The following is a 26,685-nucleotide window of genomic DNA, read 5'->3' as shown; positions in this document are numbered from 1 at the left end:
GAGAAGTACCAGCTGCGCCCCCGCGACTGGGACGCCGCCGAACGCGAGGGCCGCACCATCGCCCCCCTGATCACCCGCCTCAACGAGATCCGCCGGCACAGCCCCGCCCTGCGGCAGCTGCGGGACATCCACTTCCACCACGCCGACCAGGAAGCGGTCATCGCGTACAGCAAGCGCTCCGGATCGAACACGGTTCTGGTGGTCGCCAACCTCGACCCTCACCACACCCAGGAGGCCACGGTCTCGTTGGACATGCCGCAACTCGGCCTGGACTGGGCCGAGTCGGTGCCGGTACGCGACGAGCTGACCGGCGAGACCTATCACTGGGGCAGGGCCAACTACGTGCGGCTGGAGCCCGGCCGCCGGCCGGCGCACCTCTTCACCGTCCTGCGACCGTCCACCCCGCAGATCGGAGGGTCACCCACACCATGACCGTCAACGAGCCCGTACAGGACACGTTCGAGGACACCCCGGCCAAGGACCGCGACCCCGAGTGGTTCAAGCGCGCGGTCTTCTACGAGGTCCTCGTCCGCTCCTTCCAGGACAGCAACGGCGACGGCGTCGGCGACCTCAAGGGGCTGACCGCCAAGCTCGACTACCTCCAGTGGCTCGGCGTCGACTGCCTGTGGCTGCCGCCCTTCTTCCAGTCCCCCCTCAAGGACGGCGGCTACGACGTCTCCGACTACACCGCCGTCCTGCCCGAGTTCGGCGACCTCGCCGACTTCGTGGAGTTCGTGGACGCCGCCCACCAGCGCGGCATGCGCGTGATCATCGACTTCGTCATGAACCACACCAGCGACCAGCACCCGTGGTTCCAGGAGTCCCGCAACAACCCGGACGGCCCCTACGGCGACTACTACATGTGGGCCGACGACGACAAGCAGTACCAGGACGCCCGCATCATCTTCGTCGACACGGAAGTGTCCAACTGGACCTTCGACCCGGTCCGCAAGCAGTACTTCTTCCACCGCTTCTTCTCCCACCAGCCGGACCTCAACTACGAGAACCCGGCCGTTCAGGAGGAGATCATCTCCGCGCTGAGGTTCTGGCTCGACCTCGGCATCGACGGCTTCCGGCTGGACGCCGTGCCCTACCTCTACGCCGAGGAGGGCACCAACTGCGAGAACCTCCCCGCCACGCACGAGTTCCTCAAGCGGGTCCGCAAGGAGATCGACGCCCACTACCCGGACACCGTCCTGCTGGCGGAGGCCAACCAGTGGCCGGAGGACGTCGTCGACTACTTCGGCGACTACACGGGCGGCGGCGACGAGTGCCACATGGCCTTCCACTTCCCGGTCATGCCCCGCATCTTCATGGCCGTGCGCCGCGAGTCGCGCTACCCCATCTCCGAGATCCTGGCCAAGACGCCGGCGATCCCGTCGGGCTGCCAGTGGGGCATCTTCCTGCGCAACCACGACGAGCTGACCCTGGAGATGGTCACCGACGAAGAGCGCGACTACATGTACGCGGAGTACGCCAAGGACCCCCGGATGCGCGCCAACATCGGCATCCGCCGAAGGCTCGCCCCGCTCCTCGACAACGACCGCAACCAGATCGAGCTGTTCACGGCCCTGCTGCTGTCCCTGCCGGGCTCGCCGATCCTCTACTACGGCGACGAGATCGGCATGGGCGACAACATCTGGCTCGGCGACCGCGACGCCGTCCGCACGCCCATGCAGTGGACCCCGGACCGCAACGCCGGTTTCTCGTCCTGCGATCCCGGCCGTCTCTTCCTGCCCACGATCATGGACCCGGTCTACGGCTACCAGGTCACCAACGTCGAGGCGTCCATGGCGTCGCCCTCCTCGCTGCTGCACTGGACCCGCCGGATGATCGAGATCCGCAAGCAGAACCACGCCTTCGGACTCGGGTCGTTCACCGAACTGCCCTCGTCCAACCCGGCCGTCCTGGCGTTCCTGCGGGAGCACGGCGACGACCTCGTGCTGTGCGTGCACAACTTCTCCCGCTTCGCCCAGCCGACCGAGCTCGACCTGCGCGAGTTCGCCGGGCGCCATCCCGTGGAGCTGATCGGCGGGGTGCGCTTCCCGGCCATCGGCGAACTGCCGTACCTGCTGACCCTGGCGGGCCACGGCTTCTACTGGTTCCGGCTCCGCGAGGACGCCGTCTAGGCCAGGTCCGCGGACGCCGCCGAAAGCCGCGGGCGGGGCGGTTTCCCCCGTCCCGCCCGGGGCACGCATCAGTAACACCCCGCCCACCCGGGGAAAGGACGTACGCCATGTCGGACGCCGTCACCCGCGTCGCCACGACCACGACGCCCAGCACGAGCCTGCTCGCGTCCCTGGACCCCCTGCTGCGGGAGTGGCTGCCGCGGCAGCGCTGGTTCGCGGGCAAGGGCCGCCCGGTCACCGGGTTCTCCCTGGTGGCGGCCACCGAACTGCTGCCCGCCACGGGCAGACTCGGCCTCTACCACCTGCTGGTGCGCGCCCACCAGCCGAGCGCGCCGGTCCCGGGCGCACCCCCCGCCCCCGCCGACTGCTACCAGCTGCTGATAGGCGTGCGCGAGGCGCTGCCGCCCCGGCTGGCGCCCGCGCTCATCGGCCACGTCACCGAGGGTCCGCTCGCCGGACGCACGGCGTACGAGGCCCTGCACGACCCCCGGCCCGCCGAGGTGCTCCTGGAGGCGCTGCGCGCCCGGGCCCGCATCGGCTCCCTGCGCTTCGAGCGCGACGCCGACCGGGAGATCCGTTCCGGCCTGATGCCCCGCCCGGTGACCGCGGAACAGTCCAACTCCTCGGTCGTCTACGGAGATACGTTCATTCTCAAGTTGCTGCGCCGGATCGTGCCCGGCGTCAACCCCGATCTGGAGCTGCCGCTCGCGCTGGCCCGCGAGGGCTGCCCGCGGGTGCCCGCGCCGACGGCGTGGATGCGCACGGAGCTGGCCGGGGAGTCGTACGTCCTCGGCGTCCTCCAGCCCTTCGTCCGGGGCGCGGCCGACGGCTGGGAGCTGGCGCTGCGCGAGCTGGCCAAGCGGCAGGACTTCGGTGCGCAGGCGCGGGCGCTCGGGCGGGCCACGGCCGAGGTCCACACGGCGCTGGCCCACGCCCTGCCGACCGTCACCCTCGGTCCCACGCAGATCCGGCTGATGGTCGACGGCATGGTGGACCGCCTCGACGCCGCCGCCCACGCGGTGCCCGCGCTGCGCCCGTACGCGCCCGGGCTGCGCGCCGCGTTCGACGCGGTGACCGAACTGGCGGACGAGGGCCAGACCTGGACCGCCCAGCGCGTCCACGGCGATCTGCATCTGGGGCAGTGCCTGCGCTCGCCGGGCGGCGACTGGACGCTGATCGACTTCGAGGGCGAGCCGGCCCGGCCGCTGGCGGAGCGCCGTATGCCGCAGCCGGTCGTCCGGGACATCGCCGGGATGCTGCGCTCCTTCGACTACGCCGCGCACTCGGTCCGGCCCCCGGCCGAGGACTGGGCGCAGACCTGCCGGGCCGCGTACTGCGCCGGGTACGCCGAGGTCGGCGGGCGGGATCCGCGGACCGACCCGGTGCTGCTGCGGGCCCATGAGACCGACAAGGCGGTATACGAGGTCGTGTACGAGGCGCGGCACCGCCCGGACTGGCTCCAGGTGCCGTTGTCGGCGATACGGCGCCTCGCTTCCGACCGACCGACCTGACCCTCTCCTAGGAGGCTCCGCCCGTGACCCCCCGTACCTCGCCCAGCGGTCCGGATCCCGAGAAGACGGCCGAGCAGCCGCCGGCCGAGGAGAAGGCGGCCCCGGCCGCGGGCTCGACGCCGGTTCCGGCCGCGCCCGCGAAGAAGATGGCGGCGCGGAAGAAGGCGCCTGCCACCGCGAAGAAGGCGTCCGCCACCGCCAAGAAGACCGCGGCCGTGAAGAAGACCGCGGCCGCCCGGACGCCGGCGGACCCGCAGGCGGCGCCCGCCGCCCGGAAGGCCCCCGCCGAGAAGGCGGCGGACAAGAGGACGGCGGCGACCAAGAAGGCCGTGACCGAGAAGGCAGTGGCCGACAAGGCCCTGTCGAAGAAGGCCGTGGCCAAGAAGGCGGCGGCGAAGACCGCCGCGGACCGGACCGCCGCCCCCGCCAAGAAGACGGTGCCGGCGCAGAAGGGCGCCGCGGCGAAGAAGACGGCCGCCCGGAAGACCACGGCGAAGGCCACCGCCACGGCGGCCAGGACCACCGCCGCGAAGACCACCGCCGCCAGGACGACGGCGAAGGCCGCCGCCGAGGCCGCCCCCGCCGAAGCCGCACCGCCGAAGACCCCCGCCGCGCGCAGGCCCGCCGACGCCGCCCGCCCCGCGCAGTCCGCGCCCCCCGTCGACCCCGCCCTCTCCCCCGCCGACCGCACCCGTCTCCTCGCCGGCGCCCACCACGCCCCGCACTCGGTGCTCGGCGGCCACCCGGTGCCCGGCGGTGTGGTCTTCCGCGCCTTCCGCCCGTACGCCCTGGCCGTCACGGTCGTCGCCGGGGAGCTGAGCGCCGAGCTGCACGACGACGGCGACGGGTTCTTCTCCGGGGTGCTGCCGCTCACGGACGTGCCCGCGTACCGGCTGCGGGTGCGCTACGAGGGGACGGTGCTGGACACCGAGGACCCGTACCGCTTCCTGCCCACGCTCGGCGACCTCGACCTGCACCTCATCGGCGAGGGCCGGCACGAGGAGTTGTGGCGGGCGCTGGGCGCCGAGCCGATGACGCACCAGGGCGTGGCCGGCACCCGGTTCACCGTGTGGGCGCCCAACGCGCTGGGCGTGCGGGTGGCCGGCGGCTTCAACTTCTGGGACGCGACCGGCTTCCCGATGCGCTCACTGGGCGCGACCGGGGTGTGGGAGCTGTTCGTGCCGGGGATCGGCGAGGGCGAGCAGTACAAGTTCGAGATCACCCGCCCGGACGGCTCGAAGACGCTGCGCGCCGACCCGATGGCCCGCCGTACCGAGGTACCGCCGAACACGTCCTCGATCGTGCACGCCTCCGCCTACGAGTGGGGCGACGAGGAGTGGCTGGCGCGCCGCGCCGAACGCCCCGCGCACGAGGCGCCGTTCTCCGTGTACGAGGTGCACCTGCCGTCATGGCGGCCTGGGTTGACGTACCGTCAGCTCGCCGAGCAGCTGCCCGAGTACGTCAGGGAGCTCGGCTTCACCCATGTCGAGCTGATGCCGGTCGCCGAGCACCCCTTCGGCGGCTCCTGGGGCTACCAGGTCACCGGCTTCTACGCCCCCACGGCCCGCCTGGGCACCCCGGACGACTTCAAGTACCTGGTCGACCGCCTCCACCGCGCCGGCATCGGCGTGCTGATGGACTGGGTGCCGGCGCACTTCCCGCGCGACGACTGGGCGCTGGCCGAGTTCGACGGGCGGCCCCTGTACGAGCACTCCGACCCGCTGCGGGCGGCCCATCCCGACTGGGGCACGCTGGAGTTCGACTTCGGCCGGCGCGAGGTGCGCAACTTCCTGGTGGCCAACGCGGTGTACTGGTGCGAGGAGTTCCACATCGACGGGCTGCGCGTGGACGCCGTCGCCTCGATGCTGTACCTCGACTACTCGCGCGAGCCGGGCCAGTGGACGCCGAACGAGCACGGCGGCCGGGAGAACACGGACGCGGTGGCGTTCCTCCAGGAGATGAACGCCACCGTGTACCGCAGGGTGCCCGGCGTGGTGACCATCGCGGAGGAGTCCACCGCGTGGGACGGCGTCACCCGCGCCACCCACCACCAGGGCCCCAGCGGCTTCGGCGGTCTCGGCTTCGGGCTGAAGTGGAACATGGGCTGGATGCACGACTCGCTCCAGTACATGGGCCACGACCCCATCCACCGCAAATACCACCACCACGAGCTGACCTTCTCGATGGTGTACGCGTACAGCGAGAACTACGTGCTGCCGATCTCGCACGACGAGGTGGTGCACGGCAAGCGGTCGCTGGTGTCGAAGATGCCGGGCGACTGGTGGCAGCAGCGCGCGAACCACCGCGCCTACCTGGGCTGGATGTGGGCCCATCCGGGCAAGCAACTGCTGTTCATGGGGCAGGAGTTCGCACAGGGCGCGGAGTGGTCGGAGACGCGCGGGCCGGACTGGTGGCTGCTGGACCCGGCGTACGGGGCGGCGGCCGACCACCAGGGGGTGCGCGATCTGGTGGGCGATCTGAACGCCGTCTACCGGCGGACGCCGGCGCTGTGGGAGCGCGACGTCCATCCGGACGGCTTCCAGTGGATCGTGGGGGACGCCGCCGACGACAACGTGGTCGCCTTCCTCCGGCTGGACGCCGCCGGGACGCCGCTGCTGTCGGTCAGCAACTTCTCGCCGGTCGTCCGCCCCGACTACCGGCTCGGCGTCCCGGACGACGTCCCGGCCTGGCACGAGGTCCTCAACACCGACGCGGCCCGCTACGGCGGCAGCGGCGTCGGCCACCCGGACCCGGTCAAGCCGGAGGCCACGGGGTGGCACGGCCGCCCCGCGAGCATCCGGCTGACGCTGCCGCCGCTGGCTACGGTGTGGCTGCGGCCCGCCTGAGCGCCTCGGGCAGGTCCCCGGTGTGCAGGACGCCGAGCCGCTGGGTGGCGCGGGTCAGGGCCACGTAGAGGTCGCTGGTGCCGTAGCGGCCCGGCTCGACGACGAGGACGGAGTCGAACTCCAGGCCCTTGGCCTGACGCGGGTCGAGCAGCACGACGGTCCGCGTCAGGTCGGGTTCGGCCCCGGCGGTGACGCCGTCCAGGTGGGCGGCGAGGCGGCGGTGCAGGTCGCGCGGGGCGATCACCGCGAGCCGCCCCTCGGCGGGGGTCAGCTCGGCGACCGCCTTCGCGACGGCGCCGGGCAGGTCGCCGGCGTGGCGCACCCAGGGGCGGATTCCGGTCGAGCGCACCGAGCCGGGCGGCTCGAAGTCCGGGTTCTCGGCCCGTACGACGGCCGCCGCGAGTTCCATGATCTCGGCGGGCGTGCGGTAGTTGACGCCGAGGCGGGTGTGCTCCCAGCGGTCCTCGACGTACGGCGCGAGGATGTCGGCCCAGGAGCCGACGCCGGCCGCCTCCGCGGTCTGGGCGGGGTCTCCGACCAGGGTCATCGAGCGGGTGGGGCAGCGCCGCATCAGCAGCCGCCACGCCATCGGGGACAGTTCCTGCGCCTCGTCCACGATGATGTGCCCGAAGGCCCAGGTGCGGTCGGCGGCGGCGCGTTCGGCGGTGGAGCGGTGGTCGTCCTCCTCGTGCCGCTCGGCGAAGCGCTCGGCGTCGATGATGTCGTGCGCGGACAGCACCTCCGAGCCCTCGGGGTCGTCCTCCTCCTTGTCCTCGAACTCGTAGGTCCGGGACGCGTACGACACGTCGAGCACGCCCTGCGCGTAGGCGATCTGCGTCTCCCGCTCGCGTTCGGCACGGGCGCGGGCGGGGCGGTCGTCCTCGCCGAGGAGTTCGGCGGCCTCGTCCAGCAGCGGCACGTCGGCGGCGGTCCAGGCGCGGGTGACCGGGCGGCGGACCGCGGCGGCGTCCTCGGCGGAGAGGTAACGGTCGGGCTCGGCGAGGAAGTCCGCGACCAGCCGCTGGGGCGTGAGCACCGGCCACAGCCGGTCGATGGCGTCCCAGACCTCGGGGTTCTCGGCCAGTTCGTCGCGGATCTGGGTGATGTCGCTCGCGTCGAGCAGGCTGGAGCCGTCGTAGGGGTCGGTGCCGATGCGCTCGGCGACCATGTCGGTGAGGGTGTTGAGGATGTGGCCCTCGAAGTGCTCGCGGGCTACGTTGTGCGGCAGCCGGGCGGCGCGGGTGCGCTCGCGGGCGACGTTGACCAGGCCGTCGTCCAGCATCAGGACCTCGCGGTCGTGCTCGATGGCGAGGACCGGGTCGGGCAGCGTCTGCCGGTCCCGTACGACGGCGGCCAGCACGTCGGCCATGTCGGCGCGGCCCTTCACCGCCGCCGCCCCGGGCGTGTCGGCGGCGGTCGCCCGCACCCCGGGGAACAGCTCCCCGACGGTCGCCAGCAGCACGCCGGTCTCGCCGAGGGAGGGCAGCACCTCGCCGATGTAGCCGAGGAACGCGGGGTTGGGGCCGACGATCAGCACGCCGCGGCGGGCGAGCAGCTCGCGGTGCTCGTAGAGCAGGTACGCGGCTCGGTGCAGGGCGACGGCGGTCTTGCCGGTGCCGGGGCCGCCCTCGACGACGAGCACGCCCCGGCGGGGGGCGCGGATGATCTCGTCCTGCTCGGCCTGGATGGTGCGCACGATGTCGCCCATCCGGCCGGTGCGGGCGGAGTTCAGCGCGGCGAGCAGCACGGCGTCGCCGGTGGGGTCCTCGTGGCCGGTGCGGGTGGCGTCGCCGAGGTCCAGGATCTCGTCGTGCAGGGCGGTGACCCGGCGGCCCTCGGTGGAAATGTGGCGGCGCCGGCGCAGGCCCATCGGGGTGTGGCCGGTGGCGAGATAGAACGGGCGGGCGACGTCGGCGCGCCAGTCGATCAGGACCGGGGTGCGTTCGGCGTCGTCGGCGCGCAGTCCGATCCGGCCGATGTGATGGGTGACGCCGGAATTCAGGTCGATCCGGCCGAAGCACAGGGAGCCGTCGACGGCGTTCAGGGCGGCGAGCAGTCCGGACCGCTCGGCGACCAGGACGTCCCGCTCCAGTCTGGCCTGCATCGGCTTGTCGCCCTGCGCGAGGGCGTCCGTGACGGCGGCCTCGGTGTCGCCCCGCAGCAGGTCGACGCGCGCGTACAGGCCGTCGATGAATTCCTGCTCGCGACGCGTTTCATCGTCTGGAAAAGCGACGTTTGACAATTCCACTCCCGCCCGGATATACTTTGTCCATCGAACTTCCCGCGTTTCCGTGACCTCTTCCGGCACGAAGTCGCGAATCATTGAATATACGCAGAGAAATCCCCCGGGCGCAATTACCGCCCGGGGGATTTTCGTTTGCCTTCGGGTTACGGATCGCCGCACGGCCCGACGAGGGTCACAGCACCTCGTCCAGCTCCGCCAGCAGCCGGCGCCTGGGCCGCGCCCCCACCACCGACATCACGGGCTCACCCGCGCGGAAGACCATGAACGTCGGCATGGACAGCACCTTGTAGGCGTTGGTGGTCTCCGGGTTGGCGTCCACGTTCAGCTGCACCACCTTCAGCCGCTGCGCCTCCTCGGCGGCGACCGCCTTCAGCACCGGGGCCATCTGCCGGCAGGGCGGGCACCAGTCGGCGGTGAACTCCACCAGGACCGGCAGGTCCGAGCCGATCACCTCGGCCGCGAAGTCCTCGTCCGTCACTTCGATCACGACGTGTGCCCTCCCAGTTCGCAGACCGGCTCCGGACCGCCCGGAACCGACGCCTCGGCGGCCAGCGACTCCCGCGCCCGCTCGGCCCGGGCCAGCTGCGCCCCGACCTCGGCCCGCACCGCGCCCAGCTCTTCGATCAGCGCGTCGAGTTCGGCCAGCTTGCGGCGGTAGACCGCGAGCGAGGCGGGGCAGGAGTCGCCCTCCGGGTGCCCGGCCCGCAGACACTCCACGAAGGGCCGCGTCTCCTCCAGGCCGAACCCGAAGTCCTGGAGCGTCCTGATCTGCCGCAGCAGCTTCAGGTCCCCCTCGTCGTAGGTCCGGTACCCCTTGCCGTCCCGCCGCGCGGGCAGCAGCCCCCGCGCCTCGTAGTACCGCAGCGCGCGCGCCGTCGTCCCGGCCCGCGCGGCCAGCTCACCGATTCGCATGTCCCGACGCTAAGCCCTGACGCCGACGTCAGGGCAAGGCCCGCGCCTGCGGGCAGGGGTGCGCCCCGCGCCCCTGGGGAGGGGGGTGGGCGCGGGGCGCGGTGGGGGGAATCCGGTCGAGGGGGCGGCGATGGCGTCAGGCCTTGGCCAGTTCCTTGTCGCCGCCGGCGGTCGGCCCGGCCGGCGCGGCGTCCGCGTCCGCGCCGTCCGTGTGGTCGTCCCCGTGGTCGTCCAGGAGGGTCTTCTCGTCGAACGGCGCCCGGCCCGCCAGGACCTCCGTCACCCGGTCCCGGTCGATCTCCTTGGTCCAGGTGCCGATCAGGACCGTGGCCACCGCGTTGCCCGCGAAGTTGGTCAGGGCGCGGGCCTCGCTCATGAAGCGGTCGATGCCGACGATCAGGCCGATGCCGTCCACCAGGGCGGGCTTGTGCGACTGGAGGCCGCCCGCCAGCGTGGCCAGGCCCGCGCCGGTGACGCCGGCCGCGCCCTTGGAGGCGACCAGCAGGAACAGCAGCAGCGGGATCTGCTCGCCGACGGACATCGGGGTGCCCATGGCGTCGGCGATGAACAGGGACGCCATGGTCATGTAGATCATCGTGCCGTCGAGGTTGAAGGAGTAGCCGGTCGGCACGGTGATGCCCACGACGGGCTTGCTGACGCCCAGGTGCTCCATCTTGGCGATCAGCCGCGGCAGCGCCGACTCGGAGGAGGACGTGGACAGGATCAGCAGGAACTCCCGGCCCAGGTACGCGAACAGGGACAGGATGTTCAGGCCCGAGACGATCTTCAGCAGCGCGCCCAGCACCAGGAAGACGAACAGCACGCAGGTCACGTAGAAACCGAGCATGAGCACGGCGAGGCTCTTGAGCGCGTCGAGGCCCGCGGAGCCGGTCACCGCGGCGATGGCGCCGAACGCCCCGATCGGCGCGGCCCACATCACCATGGCGAGGATGCGGAAGACCAGCCGCTGGATGTGCTCGATCCCGCGCAGGACCGGCTGCCCGGCCCGGCCCATCGCCTGCAGTGCGAAGCCGGCGAGCAGGGCGATCAGCAGCGTCTGGAGGACCTCGCCCGAGGTGAACGCCGACACGATCGTCGTCGGGATGACGCCCAGCAGGAACTCGGTCGTGTCCTTGGCCTCCGCCTCGACCTGCGCCTGCCCGGTCTCGCGCACCGCGTCGGTGACCGCGAGGCTGCTGCCCGGCTCCAGGAGGTTGCCGACGAGCAGACCGATGCCGAGCGCCACCAGCGACATGACCAGGAAGTACGCCAGCGCGATCCCGCCGACCGCGCCCACCTTGGCCGCCTTGCGCACCGAACCGATGCCCAGCACGATCGTGCAGAAGATGATCGGCGAGATCATCATCTTGATCAGGTTCACGAACCCGGTGCCGATGGGCTTCAGCTCCACCGCGAAGTCCGGCGCGATCAGGCCCACGGCGATGCCGAGCGCGACCGCGACGATCACGGCGATGTAGAGATAGTGGGTGCGGTCCCGCTTGGCGGCGGGTGCGGCAGGTGCCGCCGGGGGTGTGCCGGCCACGGCTGCCCTCCTTGACGTCGTCGTCGGTGTCACCGGCGTGCGGCTCACGTCCGGGGGATGCCGTGACTATGGCGCGCCCTGTGAGGGCGGTCACCCTTGCGTTCATTTAGTTCACGCACGGGCGCCGGGGCACACTGGCGCCATGCGCCTCCCGTCCCTCCCCCGGCCGCGCAGCCTGGCCGGGCAGCTGTTCGCGATGCAGGCCGTGCTGATCGCGGTGCTGGTCGCCGGGTACGCGCTGTTCGCCTACGTCAGCGACACCCGGCAGGCCGAGGAGGCCGCGGGCCGCCAGGCGACGGCGGTGGCCCGGGCCGTCGCCGACGCGCCCTCGGTGCGGGAGGCGGCCCGCGCCCCCGACCCGACCGCGGCCCTCCAGCCGTACGCGCTGCGGGTCGTCCACGGCACCGGCGTCGACTTCGTGACGATCATGAGCCCGGACGGCATCCGCTGGACCCACCCCAGCGCCGACCAGATCGGCGGGCGCTTCCTCGGCCACACCGACCGCGCCCTGCGCGGCGAGACCTTCACCGAGACCTACACCGGCACCCTCGGCCCCTCGGTCCGCGCGGTCGCCCCGATACGGGACGGCGACCGGATCACCGGCCTGGTCAGCGCCGGCATCCGGGTGGAGGCGATCAGCGAGCGGGTGCGCGGCCAGCTCACCGCCCTGATCGGGGTCGCCGCGGGCGCGCTGACGCTGGGCGCGATCGGCACGTACGTGATCAACGCCCGGCTGCGCCGGCACACCCACGGCATGAACGCCGCCGAGCTGAGCCGGATGCACGACTACCATCAGGCCGCGTTGCACGCCGTACGGGAGGGACTGCTGATGCTGGACGGGCAGTACCGGGTGGCGCTGATCAACGACGGCGGGCGGGAGCTGCTGGGCCTCGGGGGCGAGGTGGTCGGCCGTTCCGTGGCCGACCTCGGACTGCCCGCCCCGCTGACGGGGGCGCTGCTGGCGTCGGAGCCGCGGGTGGACGAGGTGCATCTGACGGCGGACCGCGTGCTGGTGGTGAACACCTCACCGGTGTCGGGCGGCGAGCGCCGCGGCACGGTGGTCACCCTGCGGGACGTCACCGAGCTGCAGTCGCTGATGGGCGAGCTGGACTCCGAGCGCGGCTTCACCCAGGCCCTGCGCTCCCAGGCGCACGAGGCGGCGAACCGGCTGCACACGGTGGTCTCGCTGATCGAGTTGGGCCGCGCCGAGGAGGCGGTGGAGTTCGCCACGGCCGAGCTGGAGCTGGCGCAGGCGCTCACCGACCAGGTCGTCGCGGCCGTCGGCGAGCCGGTGCTGGCGGCGCTGCTGCTGGGCAAGACCGCGCAGGCCAACGAGCGGGGCGTGGAGCTGGTGGTGTCGCCGGACAGCCGGCTCGACGACGGGCTGCTGCCCGAACGGCTGCCCGCCCGCGACCTGGTCACCATCCTCGGCAACCTGATCGACAACGCCGTCGACGCCGCGCAGGGCGCGGTGCCCGCCCGGGTGACGGTGTCGGCGCTCACCGAGGACGGCGAACTGGTGCTGCGGGTCTCGGACACCGGCGACGGCGTGGACCCGGCCCACGCCGAGGCGGTGTTCCAGCGCGGTTTCTCCACCAAGCCGGCCGGTCCGGGCGGGCGGGGGCTGGGGCTGGCGCTGGTGCGGCAGGCGGCGCACCGGCACGGCGGGACGCTGTCGGTGGCCGGGGCCGAGGGCGGGGGCGCCGAGTTCGAGGCACGGCTACCGCTGACCGCCGCGCCGGCCGCCACGCGCGCCACGCCCGCGGGAGCCGGCGCATGACCGGGGAGCGCGAGCCCATCCGCGTCCTGGTCGTCGAGGACGACCCGGTCGCCGCCGACGCGCATGCGATGTACGTCGGCCGGGTGCCGGGGTTCGTCGCGGTCGGGAAGGCGCACACGGGCGTGGCGGCCCGGCGCGCGCTGGAGCGCACGCCGGTGGACCTGCTGCTGCTCGACCTGCACCTGCCGGACGTGCACGGGCTGCAACTGGCGCGCTCGCTGCGGGCGGCCGGGCATCACGCGGACGTGATAGCGGTGACGTCGGCGCGGGACCTGGCGGTGGTGCGGGAGGGCGTGTCGCTGGGCGTCGTGCAGTACGTGCTGAAGCCGTTCACCTTCGCGACGCTGCGCGACCGGCTGGTGCGTTACGCCGAGTTCCGGGGCGCGGCGGGCGAGGCGAGCGGCCAGGACGAGGTGGACCGCGCGCTGGCGACCCTGCGCGCACCGGGCCCCGCCGCCCTGCCGAAGGGGCTGAGCGCGCCGACGCTGGAGCGGGTCACGGGCGCGCTGCGCGAGTCGGCCGAAGGGCTCACGGCGGCCGGCGTGGGCGAGGCCGTGGGCATCTCGCGCATCACGGCGCGGCGCTATCTGGAGCATCTGGTCGACGCCGGCCGGGCCGGCCGCAGCCCGCTGTACGGGCAGGTGGGCAGGCCCGAACTGGTGTACCGCTGGGTGCCCGCGACCCCGGAACCGGGCCGCTGAACGCCGGCCCGGCGCCGCCGGGCGCCGGACGCTGCCGCCGCCGAGCCAAGGCCGGTCGCCCCTGAGCCGGACGGCACATGCCGCCGCCGGCCGCCCCCGAGCGCGCCCCCGACCGCCCAGCGCGCCCCATTGACCGGACTGGACCACGCTCTTACGTTCACCGTGCAGCCATCCCCGCGCCACAACGACGTGCGCCCGCAGGAGGTCATGCCCGTGCGCCCCACCGCCGCCCTGCTCTCCACCGCCCTCGCCCTCGCCGCCGCCTCCCTCACCGCCTGCGGCGGCGGTTCCGGAAGCGACCCGGACACGATCGAGGTCTCCTTCAAGCAGTCCACGGACAACTCCGTGAAGGTGATGGACACCTACCTCGCGGACGTCAAGGAGCAGTTCGAGCGGGCGCACCCGGGCAAGAAGGTGAAGCTGGTCCCGATCAAGGCCCCGGACGCGGAGTACTACACCAAGCTCCAGCAGATGCTGCGCTCCCCCAAGACCGCCCCCGACCTGGTCTACGAGGACACCTTCCTCATCAACTCCGACATCACGAGCGGCTATCTGCAGCCGCTGGACCCCTACCTCGCCCGCTGGAAGGACTGGGACCGGTTCATCGACCCGGCGAAGGCCGCGGCGCGGGGCGAGGACGGGAAGACGTACGGCGTGCCGGACGGGACGGACACCCGGGGCCTCTGGTTCGACAGGGGGATCTTCGCGAAGGCCGGGCTGCCGGCCGACTGGCAGCCGAGGACCTGGGAGGAGGTCCTCGACGCCGCCCGCACGATCAAACGGAAGGTCCCCGGCGTCGTCCCGCTGAACGTCTACACCGGCAAGCCCGCCGGCGAGGCCGCCGCCATGCAGGGCTTCCAGATGCTGCTGTACGGCACCAACGACGGCACCTCGGACCCCCTGTACGACCGGCGCGCCAAGAAGTGGATCGCCGGCAGCCGGGGCTTCCGGGACGCCCTCGCCTTCGTCGGGACGGTCTACGCGGAGAAGCTCGGCCCGGACGTCGCCGACGCCCTCGACCCCAACTTCGCCACCCGCGTGCGCGGCGAGCTGCTGCCCCAGGGGAAGCTCGGGATCGCCCTCGACGGCTCCTGGCTCCCGCAGGACTGGCTGCCCGGCAGCGGCCACGAGTGGCCCGAGTGGTCCGAGCGGCTCGGCCTCGCCGCGATGCCCACCCAGCACGGCCAGGCGCCCGGCAAGGTCAGCATGTCCGGCGGCTGGACCTGGGCCATCCCCGCCGAGGCCGCCAACCCCGATCTCGCCTTCGCGTTCGTCAAGACGATGCAGACCAAGGAGAACGCCCGCAAGTGGTACGTCGCCAACTCCGGCATCGCCGTCCGCGGAGACGTGGCCGGCGACCCGGCGTACGCCGACGCCCAGCCCGGCACCCGGTTCTTCACCGGCCTGGTCGCCCACACCCACTACCGGCCCGCCTACCCGGCGTACCCGAAGGTGTCGGTGGCGATCCAGGAGGCGATGGAGGGCGTCACGACCGGTGATCTGTCCGTCGCGGAGGCCGCACGCGGCTACGACGAGACGCTCGAGGAGGTCACCGACGGCCAAGTGGTCCACAAGTGACCGCCCGGCGCCTAGTCCGCCTGCTGCCCCTGTCCCCCGCCGTCGTCCTGCTGCTGCTCTTCCTCGGCGGGCCCCTGGCGTACTGCGTCTGGATCGCCTTCACCGACCTCCAGCTCACCGGCCAGGCCGAGGCGTCGTTCGTCGGGCTGGACAACTTCCGCACGGCGTTCCGGGACGAGGCGTTCCGCAACGCCGTCTGGCTCACCGTCGTCTTCACCGTGCTGTCGTCCCTGATCGGCCAGAACACCCTCGGGCTCGCCCTGGCCGCGCTGATGCGGCGCGCCTCGAAGCCGGTGCGCACGCTGACCGGAGGGATCGTGGTGACGGCGTGGGTCCTGCCGGAGGTGGTCGCGGGCTTTCTCCTGTACGCGTTCTTCCGCCGCGAGGGCACCTTGAACGCCGTGCTGGACCTGCTCCGTCTGCCGTCCCAGGACTGGCTGTTCACGCTGCCGATCCTGGCGGTGTCCTTCGCCAACGTATGGCGCGGCGCGGCCTTCTCGATGCTGGTGTACTCGGCGGCGCTGAACGAGATCCCGAAGGAGATCACGGAGGCCGCCGAGGTCGACGGCGCCGGCGGCTGGCGGCGCATGTGGCACATCACGCTGCCGATGATCCGCCGCTCCATCGGCACGAACCTGATGCTCAACACCCTGCAGACGCTGTCGGTGTTCGGGCTGATCTGGGTGATGACCCGGGGCGGGCCGAGCGGGCGGAGCCAGACGCTGCCGCTGTTCATGTACGAACAGGCCTTCCAGAACAGCATGATCGGCTACGGCACGGCGGTGGCCCTGCTGTTGCTGCTGGTGGGCTCGCTGTTCTCGGTCGTGTATCTGCGGCTGCTGCGGACGGAGGTGTGAGCCGCGTGTCCCTCTCCCACCGGCGTACCCGGCGCCGGCTCGCCGCCGACGCCGGGCTGCTCGCGGTCGCCGCCGCGTTCGTGCTGCCCCTGGCCTGGGTGCTGCTGTCGTCCGTGGACCCCGGCGCCGATCTGCGGGTGAAGGCCCCGGACGGGCTGACGGCGGAGCACTTCGACGCCGTGCTCACCGCGGACGTCACCTTCACCCCGCTGCTCAACAGCCTGATCCTGTGCGGCGGCGCGACCGCGCTGACCGTGGTGTGCGCGGCGCTCGCGGCCTACCCGCTGTCCCGCCACCGCTCCCGGCTGAACCGGCCCTTCCTGCTGACGATCCTGTTCGCCACCGGCCTGCCCATCACGGCCGTCATGGTGCCGGTGTACGCGCTGTTCGTCCGGATCGACCTGATCGACACCCTGCACGGGACGATCCTGTTCTTTGCCGCGTCCCAACTGCCGTTCGCGATCTGGCTGATGAAGAACTTCATGGACGGCGTGCCGAAGGAGCTGGAGGAGGCGGCGTGGACGGACGGGGCGGGCTCCCTGCAGTCCCTGCTGCGGATCGTGCTGCCGCTGATGGGGCCGGGCGTGGCCGTGGTGACCGTCTTCTCGTTCGTGATGACGTGGGGGAACTTCTTCGTCCCGTTCATGCTGCTGCTCACGCCCGAGAAGATGCCGGCGTCGGTGAGCATCAACGAGTTCTTCGGCAACCGCGGCATGGTGGCGTACGGCCAGCTGGCCGCGTTCTCGGTGATCTACTCGACGCCGGTGATCCTGCTGTACGTGCTGGTCGCGCGCCGGCTGGGCGGCGGCTTCGCGCTGGGCGGCGCGGTCAAGGGCTGACCGCCCGGTCCGGAGGACCGGGCGGGGACCTCGCCGGTCTAGAAGACCGACTCGGCCTCGTCCATGCGGTCCGTCGGGACCGTCTTCAGTTCGGTGACGGCCTCGGCCAGCGGCACCATCACGATGTCCGTGCCGCGCAGCGCGGTCATCCGGCCGAACTCGCCCCGGTGGGCCGCCTCCACGGCGTGCCAGCCGAAGCGGGTGGCGAGGACGCGGTCGTACGCGGTCGGGGTGCCGCCGCGCTGGACGTGCCCGAGGATGACCGGCTTGGCCTCCTTGCCGAGCCGCCGCTCCAGCTCGTACGCCAGTGCCGTGCCGATGCCCTGGAAGCGCTCGTGGCCGAACTGGTCGATCTCGCCCTTGCCGTAGTCCATGGTGCCGTCGGCCGGGTGGGCGCCCTCGGCGACGCAGATGACGGCGAACTTCTTGCCGCGCGCGAACCGCTCCTCGACCATCTTGACGAGGTCGGCGGGGTCGAACGGGCGCTCGGGCAGGCAGATGCCGTGCGCGCCGGCGGCCATGCCGGACTCCAGCGCGATCCAGCCCGCGTGCCGGCCCATGACCTCGACGACCATCACGCGCTGGTGGGACTCGGCGGTGGTCTTGAGCCGGTCCATCGCCTCGGTGGCGACGCCGACGGCCGTGTCGAAGCCGAAGGTGCGGTCGGTGGAGGAGATGTCGTTGTCGATCGTCTTCGGCACGCCCACCACGGGCAGGCCCGCGTCGCTGAGCATCCGGGCCGCCGTCAGGGTGCCCTCGCCGCCGATCGGGATCAGCGCGTCGATGCCGAAGTCGCGGGCGATGTCGGCGGCGTTCTCGCAGGCCTCGCGCAGCCGGTCGCGCTCCAGCCGGGAGGAGCCGAGGATGGTGCCGCCGCGGGCGAGGATGCCGCTGACCGCGTTCAGGTCGAGGGTGCGGTAGCTGCCGTCGAGCAGGCCGGAGTAGCCGTCCTCGAAGCCGATGACCTCGTCGCCGTAGTTGTCGACCGCTCGGTGCACGACCGACCGGATCACTGCGTTCAGGCCGGGGCAGTCGCCGCCTGCGGTGAGAACTCCGATACGCATCGTGCTGTGTCTCCTGCTCGCTGTTGACGCCGGTGAGCCACTGCCGATTCTTCCACGTCCGGCAGGCCGTTGCCGACAGGGCACTGACGGGCGCTCTACATACGGCCGGAGGTATTGTCAAGAGGGTTCCGCTCACCCCTGTGGGCGATCTTTACGACGGAATCTCTGTGACACGACGGATTCTCTTGTGACGTACCGGAAGGACGGAGAGCACACGTGACGCGCAGCGTGTACGTGACCGGGATCGACCGCGGCGACGGCCGCCAGGTCGTCGAACTGGGGGTCATGGAACTCCTGACCCGCCAGGTCGACCGGGTGGGCGTCTTCCGTCCGCTCGTCCACGACGGGCCCGACCGGCTCTTCGAGTTGCTGCGCTCCCGGTACCGGCTGACGCAGGACCCGTCCACCGTGTACGGCATGGACTACCACGAGGCGTCCGCCCTCCAGGCCGAGCAGGGGGCGGACGAGCTCGTCTCCGCGCTGGTCGAGCGCTTCCACGTGGTCGCGCGCGACTACGACGTCGTCCTCGTCCTCGGCACCGACTTCGCGGACACCCAGTTCCCGGACGAGTTGTCGCTCAACGCCCGGCTCGCCAACGAGTTCGGCGCCTCCGTCCTCCCGGTCGTCGGCGGGCGACGCCAGACCGCCGAGTCGGTGCGCGCGGAGACCCGCAACGCCTACCGCGCCTACGACGGGCTGGGCTGCGACGTGCTCGCCATGGTCGTCAACCGGGTCGCCCGCGAGGACCGCGACGAGATCGCCGAGCGGCTCGCCGGCCGGCTGCCGGTGCCCTGCTGGGTGCTGCCGGACGAGCCCGCGCTGTCCTCGCCGACCGTCTCCCAGATCGCGCACGCCCTCGGCGCGAAGGTGGTCCTGGGCGACGACTCCGGGCTCGCCCGCGACGCGCTGGACTTCGTCTTCGGCGGGGCGATGCTGCCGAACTTCCTGGCCGCCCTGACCCCGGGCTGCCTCGTCGTCACCCCGGGGGACCGCGCCGACCTCGTCGTCGGCTCCCTCGCCGCGCACAGCGCCGGCACCCCGCCCATCGCCGGCGTGCTGCTCACCCTGGGCGAGACGCCGGGCGACCGCGTGCTCACCCTGGCCGGCCGTCTCGCCCCCGGCACGCCGGTGCTCTCGGTGCCGGCCAACAGCTTCCCCACCGCCGAGCAGCTGTTCTCCCTGGAGGGCAAGCTGAACGCGGCCACCCCGCGCAAGGCGGAGACCGCGCTCGGCCTGTTCGAGCGGTACGTCGACACCGGCGACCTCAACAAGCGGGTCTCCGCACCCAGCAGCGACCGCGTGACGCCGATGATGTTCGAGCACAAACTGCTGGAGCAGGCCCGCGCCGACCGCCGCCGGGTCGTCCTGCCCGAGGGCGCCGAGGAGCGGGTGCTGCACGCCGCCGAGGTGCTGCTGCGCCGGGACGTGTGCGACCTGACCCTGCTCGGCCCGGTCGACGTCATCCGCAAGAAGGCCGCCGACCTCGGCATCGACCTCGGCGACGCCCAGCTGATCGACCCGGCCGTCTCCGATCTGCGCGACCCCTTCGCCGAGCGGTACGCGGCCCTGCGCGCGCACAAGGGCGTGACCGTGGAGCTGGCGTACGACGTGGTCTCCGACGTGAACTACTTCGGCACGCTGATGGTCCAGGAGGGCCTGGCCGACGGCATGGTGTCGGGCTCGGTGCACTCCACGGCGGCGACCATCCGCCCGGCCTTCGAGATCATCAAGACGAACCCGGACGCGGCGATCGTCTCCTCGGTGTTCTTCATGTGCCTGGCCGACAAGGTGCTCGTCTACGGCGACTGCGCGGTCAACCCCGACCCGGACGCCGAGCAGCTCGCCGACATCGCCGTCCAGTCGGCGTCGACGGCCGCGCGGTTCGGGGTGGCGCCGAGGATCGCGATGCTGTCGTACTCGACGGGCACGTCCGGCTCGGGCGCCGACGTCGACAAGGTGCGCGAGGCGACCCGGCTCGTGCGCGAGCGCCGGCCCGACCTGAGCGTGGAGGGGCCGATCCAGTACGACGCCGCGGTGGAGCCGACGGTCGCGGCGACGAAGCTGCCCGAGTCGGAGGTCGCCGGGCAGGCGAGCGTGCTGATCTTCCCCGACCTCAACACCGGCAACAACACCTACAAGGCGGTGCAGCGCTCGGCCGGCGCGATCGCCGTCGGCCCCGTGCTCCAGGGGCTGCGCAAGCCGGTCAACGACCTGTCGCGGGGCGCCCTGGTCCAGGACATCGTCAACACGGTCGCGATCACCGCGATCCAGGCCCAGTCGGCCGAGTCCGCCCGGCCCGCCCCGTCCGCCCCCGCCCAGACCCCGACCGGGAAGGCCCCCGCCCAGTGACCGCCCAGCCGTCGCCCGTCTCCGACCTGCCCGACGAGCCCCGCCCGGCGGGGCCCGCCCGGGTCCTCGTCCTCAACTCCGGCTCCTCGTCGGTGAAGTACCAGCTGCTCGACATGCGCGACGAGCGCAGGCTCGCGGGCGGCCTCGTCGAGCGGATCGGCGAGGAGACCTCCCGGCTGCGGCACACCCCGCTCACCGGCGGCGAGAGCCGGGAGCGGACCGGCCCGATCGCCGACCACGACGCCGCCCTGAAGGCCGTCGCCGCCGAGCTGGCCCGTGACGGCCTCGGGCTGGACTCCCCGGAGCTGGCCGCGATCGGCCACCGGGTGGTGCACGGCGGCAGGCGCTTCACCGAGCCCACCGTGATCGACGACGCCGTGCTCGCCGAGATCGAACGGCTGATCCCGGTCGCCCCGCTGCACAACCCGGCCAACCTCACCGGCATCCGCACGGCCCGGGCCCTGCGTCCCGACCTGCCCCAGGTCGCCGTGTTCGACACCGCCTTCCACACCACGATGCCGGAGGCCGCCGCCCGCTACGCCATCGACCTCGAGACCGCCGACGCCCACCGCGTGCGCCGCTACGGCTTCCACGGCACCTCGCACGCCTACGTCTCCCGCACCACGGCCGCGCTGCTCGGCAAGGACCCGTCCGAGGTGAACGTGATCGTGCTGCACCTCGGCAACGGCGCGTCCGCCTCGGCCGTGCGGGGCGGGAAGTGCGTGGACACCTCCATGGGGTTGACGCCTTTGGAGGGACTGGTGATGGGTACGCGGTCCGGCGACGTGGACCCGGCCGTCATCTTCCATTTGATGCGGGTTGGCGGAATGTCCACGGACGAGATCGACACTCTTCTCAACAAGAAGAGCGGGCTGGTCGGGCTGTGCGGGGACAACGACATGCGGGAGATCCGCCGCCGTGTCGACGCGGGCGACGAACGGGCGAGGCTGGCTTTCGACATCTACATTCACCGGTTGAAGAAGTACATCGGCGCCTATTACGCGGTGCTCGGTACGGTGGACGCGGTCACCTTCACGGCCGGGGTCGGCGAGAACGCCGCCGCGGTGCGGGAGGCGGCCATCGCGGGCCTGGCGGGACTGGGCCTGCTGGTCGACCCGGAACGGAACGCGGTCCGCAGTGACGAGCCGCGGCTGATCTCCCCCGGCGACGCACGGGTGGCGGTCGCCGTGGTGCCGACCGACGAGGAACTGGAGATCGCCACGCAGACCTACGCACTGGTCGGAGCACTGGTCGGAAAGAACAACTGAGCACCCCGCTCCTCGTTTGTACATTCCGCCAGACGGAATATTCCGGAGCGAAACAAACGGATAGGATCGCCCCATGCGCCGTTCGAAAATCGTCTGTACTCTCGGCCCCGCGGTCGACTCCCACGAGCAGCTCGTCGCGCTGATCGAAGCCGGCATGAACGTGGCCCGCTTCAACTTCAGCCACGGCTCGCACGCCGAGCACCAGGGGCGGTACGACCGCGTCCGGGCCGCCGCCAAGGAGACCGGGCGGGCCATCGGTGTCCTCGCCGACCTCCAGGGCCCCAAGATCCGCCTCGAGACCTTCGCCGAAGGGCCCGTCGAGCTGGTGCGCGGTGACGAGTTCACCATCACCACCGAGGACGTGCCCGGCGACAAGTCGATCTGCGGCACCACCTACAAGGGCCTGACCGGGGACGTGGCGCGCGGCGACCAGATCCTCATCAACGACGGCAACGTCGAACTGAAGGTGCTGGACGTCGAGGGTCCCCGGGTGCGGACGATCGTCATCGAGGGCGGCGTCATCTCCGACCACAAGGGCATCAACCTGCCCGGCGCGGCCGTCAACGTGCCCGCGCTGTCCGAGAAGGACGTCGAGGACCTGCGCTTCGCCCTGCGGATGGGCTGCGACCTGGTCGCCCTGTCCTTCGTCCGGGACGCCAAGGACGTGGCCGACGTCCACAAGATCATGGACGAGGAGGGCCGCCGCGTCCCGGTCATCGCCAAGGTGGAGAAGCCGCAGGCGGTGGCCAACATGGAGGACGTCGTGATGGCGTTCGACGGTGTGATGGTCGCGCGCGGCGACCTCGCCGTCGAGTACCCGCTCGAAAAGGTCCCCATGGTGCAGAAGCGCCTGATCGAGCTGTGCCGGCGCAACGCCAAGCCGGTGATCGTGGCGACCCAGATGATGGAGTCGATGATCACCAACTCCCGTCCGACCCGCGCCGAGGCCTCCGACGTGGCCAACGCCATCCTCGACGGCGCCGACGCGGTGATGCTGTCCGCGGAGTCGTCGGTGGGCGCGTACCCGATCGAGACCGTCAAGACGATGTCGAAGATCGTCCAGGCGGCCGAGCAGGAGCTGCTCTCCAAGGGCCTGCAGCCGCTGGTGCCCGGCAAGAAGCCGCGCACGCAGGGCGGTTCGGTGGCCCGCGCCGCCGCCGAGATCGCCGACTTCCTCGGCGGCAAGGGCCTGGTCGCCTTCACCCAGTCCGGCGACACCGCCCGCCGCCTGTCCCGCTACCGCGCCACCCAGCCGATCCTGGCCTTCACCACCGACGAGTCCACCCGCAACCAGCTGGCCCTCAGCTGGGGCGTGGAGTCGCACGTCGTGCCGTTCGTGAACAGCACCGACGAAATGGTCGACCTGGTCGACCAGGAGATCGCCAAGCTCAACCGCTTCTCCCCCGGCGACATCATGATCATCACCGCCGGCTCGCCCCCCGGCGTCCCCGGCACCACCAACATGGTCCGCGTCCACCACCTCGGCGGCGGCGCCGCCAACTGACGCGCCCCGCACCGGCTCCGTGACGACACTGAGGGTGCCCCCTGTGGACAGGGGGCACCCTCAGTGGTGTTGCGCGGCTCCCGGATGGGTTCTTGGGGGTGTGGCTCAGGTCGTGTAGACCCGCATGCCGGGAATGTGCAGCGTCCCTCCGAACTGGGCGGCCTGCGTGACCTCGACGTCGGTGAAGTGGATGAGCGGGATGTTCAGCGGCGGCGGGCTGTCCGGGCTGAACGTGACCGGGACGAGGCCGAACAGCTTCCCCGAGATGCTTTCGGTGTACATGATCGTGTCACCGTCGCGGATCGTGGACGTCGTGCCCTCGCCGGCCTGCACGTGGTACGTCTTGCCGGACCGCTCGTCCTTCACCAGCTGGTGCAGATCGCCGATGTCGGTGCCCTCGGAGATGACGTACTTCAGCACCTTCTTCCGGACGCCGCTGGAGGTCTTCACCTCGACGATGCCCTGGTAGTCCGCGCCCTTCAGCAGCAGCGAACTCGCCTGCAGGTACCAGGGGTCCTCCGCGACCGGCACCTTGTTGTCCACGCCGCCCTCGTCGTCCGTGGCGGCGGGGCAGTCGTCGGGGTCCGTGGTCTCGCTCGCCGAAGGGCTCGGCGTGGGGGACGCGGTGGCCTCGTCCGCGGCCCCGGCCGCCTCGGTGGCGGTGTCCTCGACGTCCTCGACGGTGTCCTCGGCCTGATCGGCGACCTCGTCCGCGGTGTCCTCGACGGCGGACGGGGCGTCGTTCTTCCCGGCGCCCTCCTCGCCGCCGCCCGAGCCCGTGCTGCCGCTCGCCGGGGCGGACGGGGTGGGCGTCGGGGTGGCGGTCTTCTCGGCGACGGCGCCGGCGAGGCCGTCCACGACCCCGTCGACCACGCCGGTGAGGCCCTCGCCTATGGCCTCCAGCACGTTCTTGTCGGTCTCGGACGGCGACGGCGCGGGAGAGACGGCGCCGCTGTCGGCCGGCTCGGGTTCCTTCCCGGGCTCGGACGTGGCGGAGGGCGCGGGCGCGGCCCCGTCGTCGGAACCTGAATCCGACGAAGAGGAGTCGCCCTGCGGGTCGGTCCTGTCCTGGGAGCCCTCGGAGCCGTCCGAGTCCTGGGAATCCGACGCACCGTCGGCAGCGGCGGTGCTGCTCTCACTCGCCGACGGCGAGGGCGTGGGAGAGGCCGAGGGGGACGCCTCCGCGTCCTTCAGGGCCGCCACGCAGTCCTTGTACTCGTCGGCCAGCTCGCTGTTGGCCGCCGGCTGGTCGTCGGCGACGGCGAGGGTCGGCGTGAACCCCATCCCCATGAGGACGGCGGTCGGCATCGCTGCCATGGCTATCGCCTTGCCGGCGGGCATGTGGAACCGCGTGAACAACGGCTTCTTCGGGGCCGCGTGACGGCCTCCGCCTCTCGGCCGGCCCTCGGAAGCCGGGGTGCCGCCCCGGGACTCGTCAGCCAACACGGTGCACCCCGTTCGGTTCGTCCGCACCGGTCGTGTCCGCGGCACCGCCCTCGGAACGCTCGTGCCCGGGGAACGGCTGGTACGGGTCGTCGTAGGCCTCGGGTCCGGGCTCCGGGGCGCCGTCCTGCGTGGGGGCGGTCGCGCCGTCGCGCCCTCCGTGGACCTCGTCGGCCGGCCTGCCCGGCGCCCAGGCGAGGGAGAGCGCGCCGCCGATCATCGCCAGTAGGAAGCCGATGAGGAAGCCGCCTATGTTGGAGACCACCAGGGACACCAGGGCCAGCAGGATCGACGCGACACCGGCGAAGACGCGGGTGGCCGCCTGGAACCACATGGTCAGGCCCAGCGTCACCAGCAGCACGCCGATGATCAGCGACCCCGCGCCGGCGGTCGTCGCCATGGCGAGCGACATGTGGCCCAGCTTGAGCGTGGCGTAGGGGAAGTAGGCGATGGGGATTCCGCCCAGCAGGGTGAACAGGCCGGCCCAGAACGGCCGGGTGCCCCGCCAGTCGCGGAATCGCAGACGCAGCCGGGTGAAGGTCCCGGCGCTCTGGACCGGAGTCTCGGCACTCATGGAAAAAGCTCCCTGGGTCCGGTGGAGGTACGTACCGGCTCGGCCGTAGGCGCACAGAAGCCGGAAGTCTGAGTCGGTGGGGATGGCCCGGCGCGCGGGCCGGACCGGCGGGGGCGGAGAAGCGACGGCCTCCCCGCCCCCGCCCGGGACAGCTCAGCTGTCCCGGGACACCCCGGTGACGGAAGCCATCAGTAGCATTCCATCTTCGGGTTCGCGCCGAGCCGCATCGACAGACCGCTCAGCTTGAAGGTGCCGGCCGTGGTCGCCCACGCCGTCTGCTTGACGCCGTAGAGATCGGCCGTCTCCGCCTGCTGGGCGAAGCCACCCGGGCGGGTGGTCTTCTCGTCCTTGTTCGGCGGACCGAGGGTCTTGTCCTTGACCGCGACGCCGATGTCGATGTTCTTGAACTCCGCGTCGGCGTCGAGCTGGGCGACGTCGATGTAGAGGTTCTCGGCCTCGACCGGGTTCTTGGCGTCGTTGCCGGCCTCGAGACGGAGGTAGATCGCACCCACCACGGGGATTTCCGTCTTGACCGACTGGCACATCTTGGTGATCGTCGCGTCGTCGAACGACGAGATCGCGACCGGGACCTGCGTCTGCTTGCCGCCTTCGGTCGACGTGTAGACGGTGTCCATGCCGCCGTACTGGGCGAAGCCCTCACCGTGCAGGTGACCGGCCGTCACCTTGAACTGCTGGCCGGAGACGCTGAACGACGCCGCGAGGGCGCCCTGCGCCAGACCTATGCCCACACACGCAGCAGCGGCGACGCTGGGCACCATGACCACAGCGAACCGCTTCCATCTGGTCCCACCACGCACTGGGGACTCCATATTTCCTCCTTCTCGGACGTACATCTCCTGACCCTGACTGGCCTCCGGAACGGCGGCTCAGCCGGGCAGGGATGGGAGAAGTGCTACGTCCTCGGGAAGGAGAGCGCCGCGCCCGGTGGCGCTGGACGCGCCCGAATCACCGGCGATCACCCCCGAGCGACAACCACTGGTCGCGCCTGACGCACATCACGCACAACCCTGCCGGACAGGCTCCGCCGGATGGGCGAAGACCCCCCTGTCCAAGAACGGGCGCCTTGGACGCCCGCTCTGCTCGGTGGGGACCCAGGAGATCCCGCCCCCCAACCGGATGCCGGGGTACGGGATGGGACCGAGCGTGGCCGATCGTGGTGCATTCTCGCCGCCCGCACAAGGGGGTTCATTACTCGCTAGTAACGACCGGATAACCGAACCACGACCCCTTGATCTCGTTCGGCGACGCAGGGTGTCATCACGGGGGTGAACAAAGAGGCTGATCCGCGGACAGAGTCCGACAGATCAACGCCCTCGACTTACTTGCAGTAACAGCGGAGGAGATTGCCAAGTTTTGGCAAAGTGCCGCCGTACCAGGGCTTCCGTGAAAGCCCCGCCCCAAGGGTGCCGGACCTCCGAGCGGGGGGGGGGGGCCCCGGGCCCCGGGGGGCCCCCCCCCCCCCGGCCCCCCGGCCCACCCCCCGCCGCGCCCCCCCCCCCCCCCCCCCCGCGCCCCCCCGGG

At 71.9% G+C, this 26,685-nt stretch carries 20 protein-coding genes; 12 read left to right on the top strand and 8 right to left on the bottom strand.

The annotated features are described in order from the left end of the window. The 4 genes from ABZY13_RS31630 to glgB all read left to right on the top strand — a co-directional run. The coding region (locus ABZY13_RS31630; protein WP_356636887.1) for an alpha-glucosidase C-terminal domain-containing protein at window positions 1-432 on the top strand (432 nt) is incomplete at its 5' end. Further along, window positions 429-2,129 (top strand): maltose alpha-D-glucosyltransferase, encoded by a 1,701-nt coding sequence (treS, locus tag ABZY13_RS31625; RefSeq protein ID WP_356636885.1) that lies wholly within the window; start codon window positions 429-431, stop codon window positions 2,127-2,129. The genes ABZY13_RS31630 and treS, both read left to right, overlap by 4 nt. Before the next feature lie 107 nt (window positions 2,130-2,236). Then, entirely contained in the window at window positions 2,237-3,640 is a 1,404-nt protein-coding gene (locus ABZY13_RS31620; RefSeq protein ID WP_356636883.1) for a maltokinase, read from the top strand. Between the two features lie 23 nt (window positions 3,641-3,663). After that, window positions 3,664-6,486: a 1,4-alpha-glucan branching enzyme gene (gene glgB / locus ABZY13_RS31615; protein WP_356636881.1), complete on the top strand. Its 2,823-nt coding sequence runs from the start codon at window positions 3,664-3,666 to the stop codon at window positions 6,484-6,486. On the opposite strand, the gene ABZY13_RS31610 is transcribed toward glgB, so the two are convergent. From ABZY13_RS31610 to ABZY13_RS31595, 4 genes are all read right to left on the bottom strand, one after another. After that, window positions 6,461-8,728: a UvrD-helicase domain-containing protein gene (locus ABZY13_RS31610; protein WP_356636879.1), complete on the bottom strand. Its 2,268-nt coding sequence runs from the start codon at window positions 8,726-8,728 to the stop codon at window positions 6,461-6,463. The genes glgB and ABZY13_RS31610 overlap by 26 nt on opposite strands. Window positions 8,729-8,903: 175 nt before the next feature. Further along, on the bottom strand, window positions 8,904-9,218 hold the full coding sequence (locus ABZY13_RS31605) for a thioredoxin domain-containing protein (protein WP_356636877.1): 315 nt from the start codon (window positions 9,216-9,218) through the stop codon (window positions 8,904-8,906). Then, on the bottom strand, window positions 9,215-9,643 hold the full coding sequence (locus tag ABZY13_RS31600; protein WP_356636875.1) for a MerR family transcriptional regulator: 429 nt from the start codon (window positions 9,641-9,643) through the stop codon (window positions 9,215-9,217). The genes ABZY13_RS31605 and ABZY13_RS31600 overlap by 4 nt, the downstream gene beginning before the upstream one ends. 136 nt (window positions 9,644-9,779) lie before the next feature. Next, a complete protein-coding gene (locus tag ABZY13_RS31595) occupies window positions 9,780-11,186 on the bottom strand; it encodes a cation:dicarboxylase symporter family transporter (RefSeq protein ID WP_356636873.1) in 1,407 nt (468 codons plus the stop codon). Between the two features lie 142 nt (window positions 11,187-11,328). Here ABZY13_RS31595 and ABZY13_RS31590 point away from each other — a divergent pair, with 142 nt between their 5' ends. The 5 genes from ABZY13_RS31590 (at window position 11,329) to ABZY13_RS31570 (ending at window position 16,941) form a co-directional block, all read left to right on the top strand. Further along, window positions 11,329-12,966 (top strand): sensor histidine kinase, encoded by a 1,638-nt coding sequence (locus tag ABZY13_RS31590; RefSeq protein WP_356636871.1) that lies wholly within the window; start codon window positions 11,329-11,331, stop codon window positions 12,964-12,966. Next, window positions 12,963-13,667, top strand: coding sequence for a response regulator (locus ABZY13_RS31585; protein WP_356636869.1), 705 nt, complete (start codon window positions 12,963-12,965; stop codon window positions 13,665-13,667). Before ABZY13_RS31590 ends, ABZY13_RS31585 begins: the two co-directional genes overlap by 4 nt. Before the next feature lie 207 nt (window positions 13,668-13,874). Further along, window positions 13,875-15,245, top strand: a complete 1,371-nt coding sequence (locus ABZY13_RS31580; protein WP_356636891.1) for an extracellular solute-binding protein — start codon at window positions 13,875-13,877, stop codon at window positions 15,243-15,245. Next, on the top strand, window positions 15,242-16,102 hold the full coding sequence (locus tag ABZY13_RS31575; protein WP_356636867.1) for a sugar ABC transporter permease: 861 nt from the start codon (window positions 15,242-15,244) through the stop codon (window positions 16,100-16,102). The genes ABZY13_RS31580 and ABZY13_RS31575 overlap by 4 nt, the downstream gene beginning before the upstream one ends. Continuing rightward, window positions 16,099-16,941: a carbohydrate ABC transporter permease gene (locus ABZY13_RS31570; RefSeq protein WP_356636865.1), complete on the top strand. Its 843-nt coding sequence runs from the start codon at window positions 16,099-16,101 to the stop codon at window positions 16,939-16,941. The genes ABZY13_RS31575 and ABZY13_RS31570 overlap by 4 nt, the downstream gene beginning before the upstream one ends. Window positions 16,942-16,979: 38 nt before the next feature. Here the strand turns inward: ABZY13_RS31570 and ABZY13_RS31565 are convergent, their stop codons facing one another. Beyond that, on the bottom strand, window positions 16,980-18,005 hold the full coding sequence (locus ABZY13_RS31565; protein WP_356636863.1) for an ATP-dependent 6-phosphofructokinase: 1,026 nt from the start codon (window positions 18,003-18,005) through the stop codon (window positions 16,980-16,982). Window positions 18,006-18,221: 216 nt separating this feature from the next. Between ABZY13_RS31565 and pta the strand changes: the two genes are divergently transcribed. The 3 genes from pta (at window position 18,222) to pyk (ending at window position 23,126) form a co-directional block, all read left to right on the top strand. Then, the gene (gene pta, locus ABZY13_RS31560; RefSeq protein ID WP_356636861.1) at window positions 18,222-20,354 is read left to right on the top strand and encodes a phosphate acetyltransferase; all 2,133 of its coding nucleotides are present in this window, start codon (window positions 18,222-18,224) and stop codon (window positions 20,352-20,354) included. Between the two features lie 26 nt (window positions 20,355-20,380). Then, window positions 20,381-21,622, top strand: a complete 1,242-nt coding sequence (locus tag ABZY13_RS31555; protein WP_356636889.1) for an acetate kinase — start codon at window positions 20,381-20,383, stop codon at window positions 21,620-21,622. A 73-nt stretch (window positions 21,623-21,695) separates the two neighbouring features. Beyond that, window positions 21,696-23,126, top strand: coding sequence for a pyruvate kinase (gene pyk, locus ABZY13_RS31550; RefSeq protein ID WP_356636859.1), 1,431 nt, complete (start codon window positions 21,696-21,698; stop codon window positions 23,124-23,126). Window positions 23,127-23,231: 105 nt separating this feature from the next. Here the strand turns inward: pyk and ABZY13_RS31545 are convergent, their stop codons facing one another. The 3 genes from ABZY13_RS31545 to ABZY13_RS31535 form a co-directional block, all read right to left on the bottom strand. Continuing rightward, complete coding sequence (locus tag ABZY13_RS31545) at window positions 23,232-24,443, bottom strand: hypothetical protein (RefSeq protein WP_356636857.1); 1,212 nt, start codon at window positions 24,441-24,443, stop codon at window positions 23,232-23,234. Window positions 24,444-24,561: 118 nt separating this feature from the next. Continuing rightward, window positions 24,562-25,143 (bottom strand): DUF6114 domain-containing protein, encoded by a 582-nt coding sequence (locus tag ABZY13_RS31540; RefSeq protein ID WP_356636855.1) that lies wholly within the window; start codon window positions 25,141-25,143, stop codon window positions 24,562-24,564. Between the two features lie 188 nt (window positions 25,144-25,331). Continuing rightward, window positions 25,332-25,973: a DUF6230 family protein gene (locus tag ABZY13_RS31535; protein ID WP_356636853.1), complete on the bottom strand. Its 642-nt coding sequence runs from the start codon at window positions 25,971-25,973 to the stop codon at window positions 25,332-25,334. Between the last annotated feature and the right edge of the window lie 712 nt (window positions 25,974-26,685).

This window comes from Streptomyces sp. NPDC006610 (assembly GCF_040611575.1).
Classification (GTDB): Bacteria; Actinomycetota; Actinomycetes; order Streptomycetales; family Streptomycetaceae; genus Streptomyces.
This window is presented reverse-complemented; position numbering and strand designations above follow the sequence as displayed.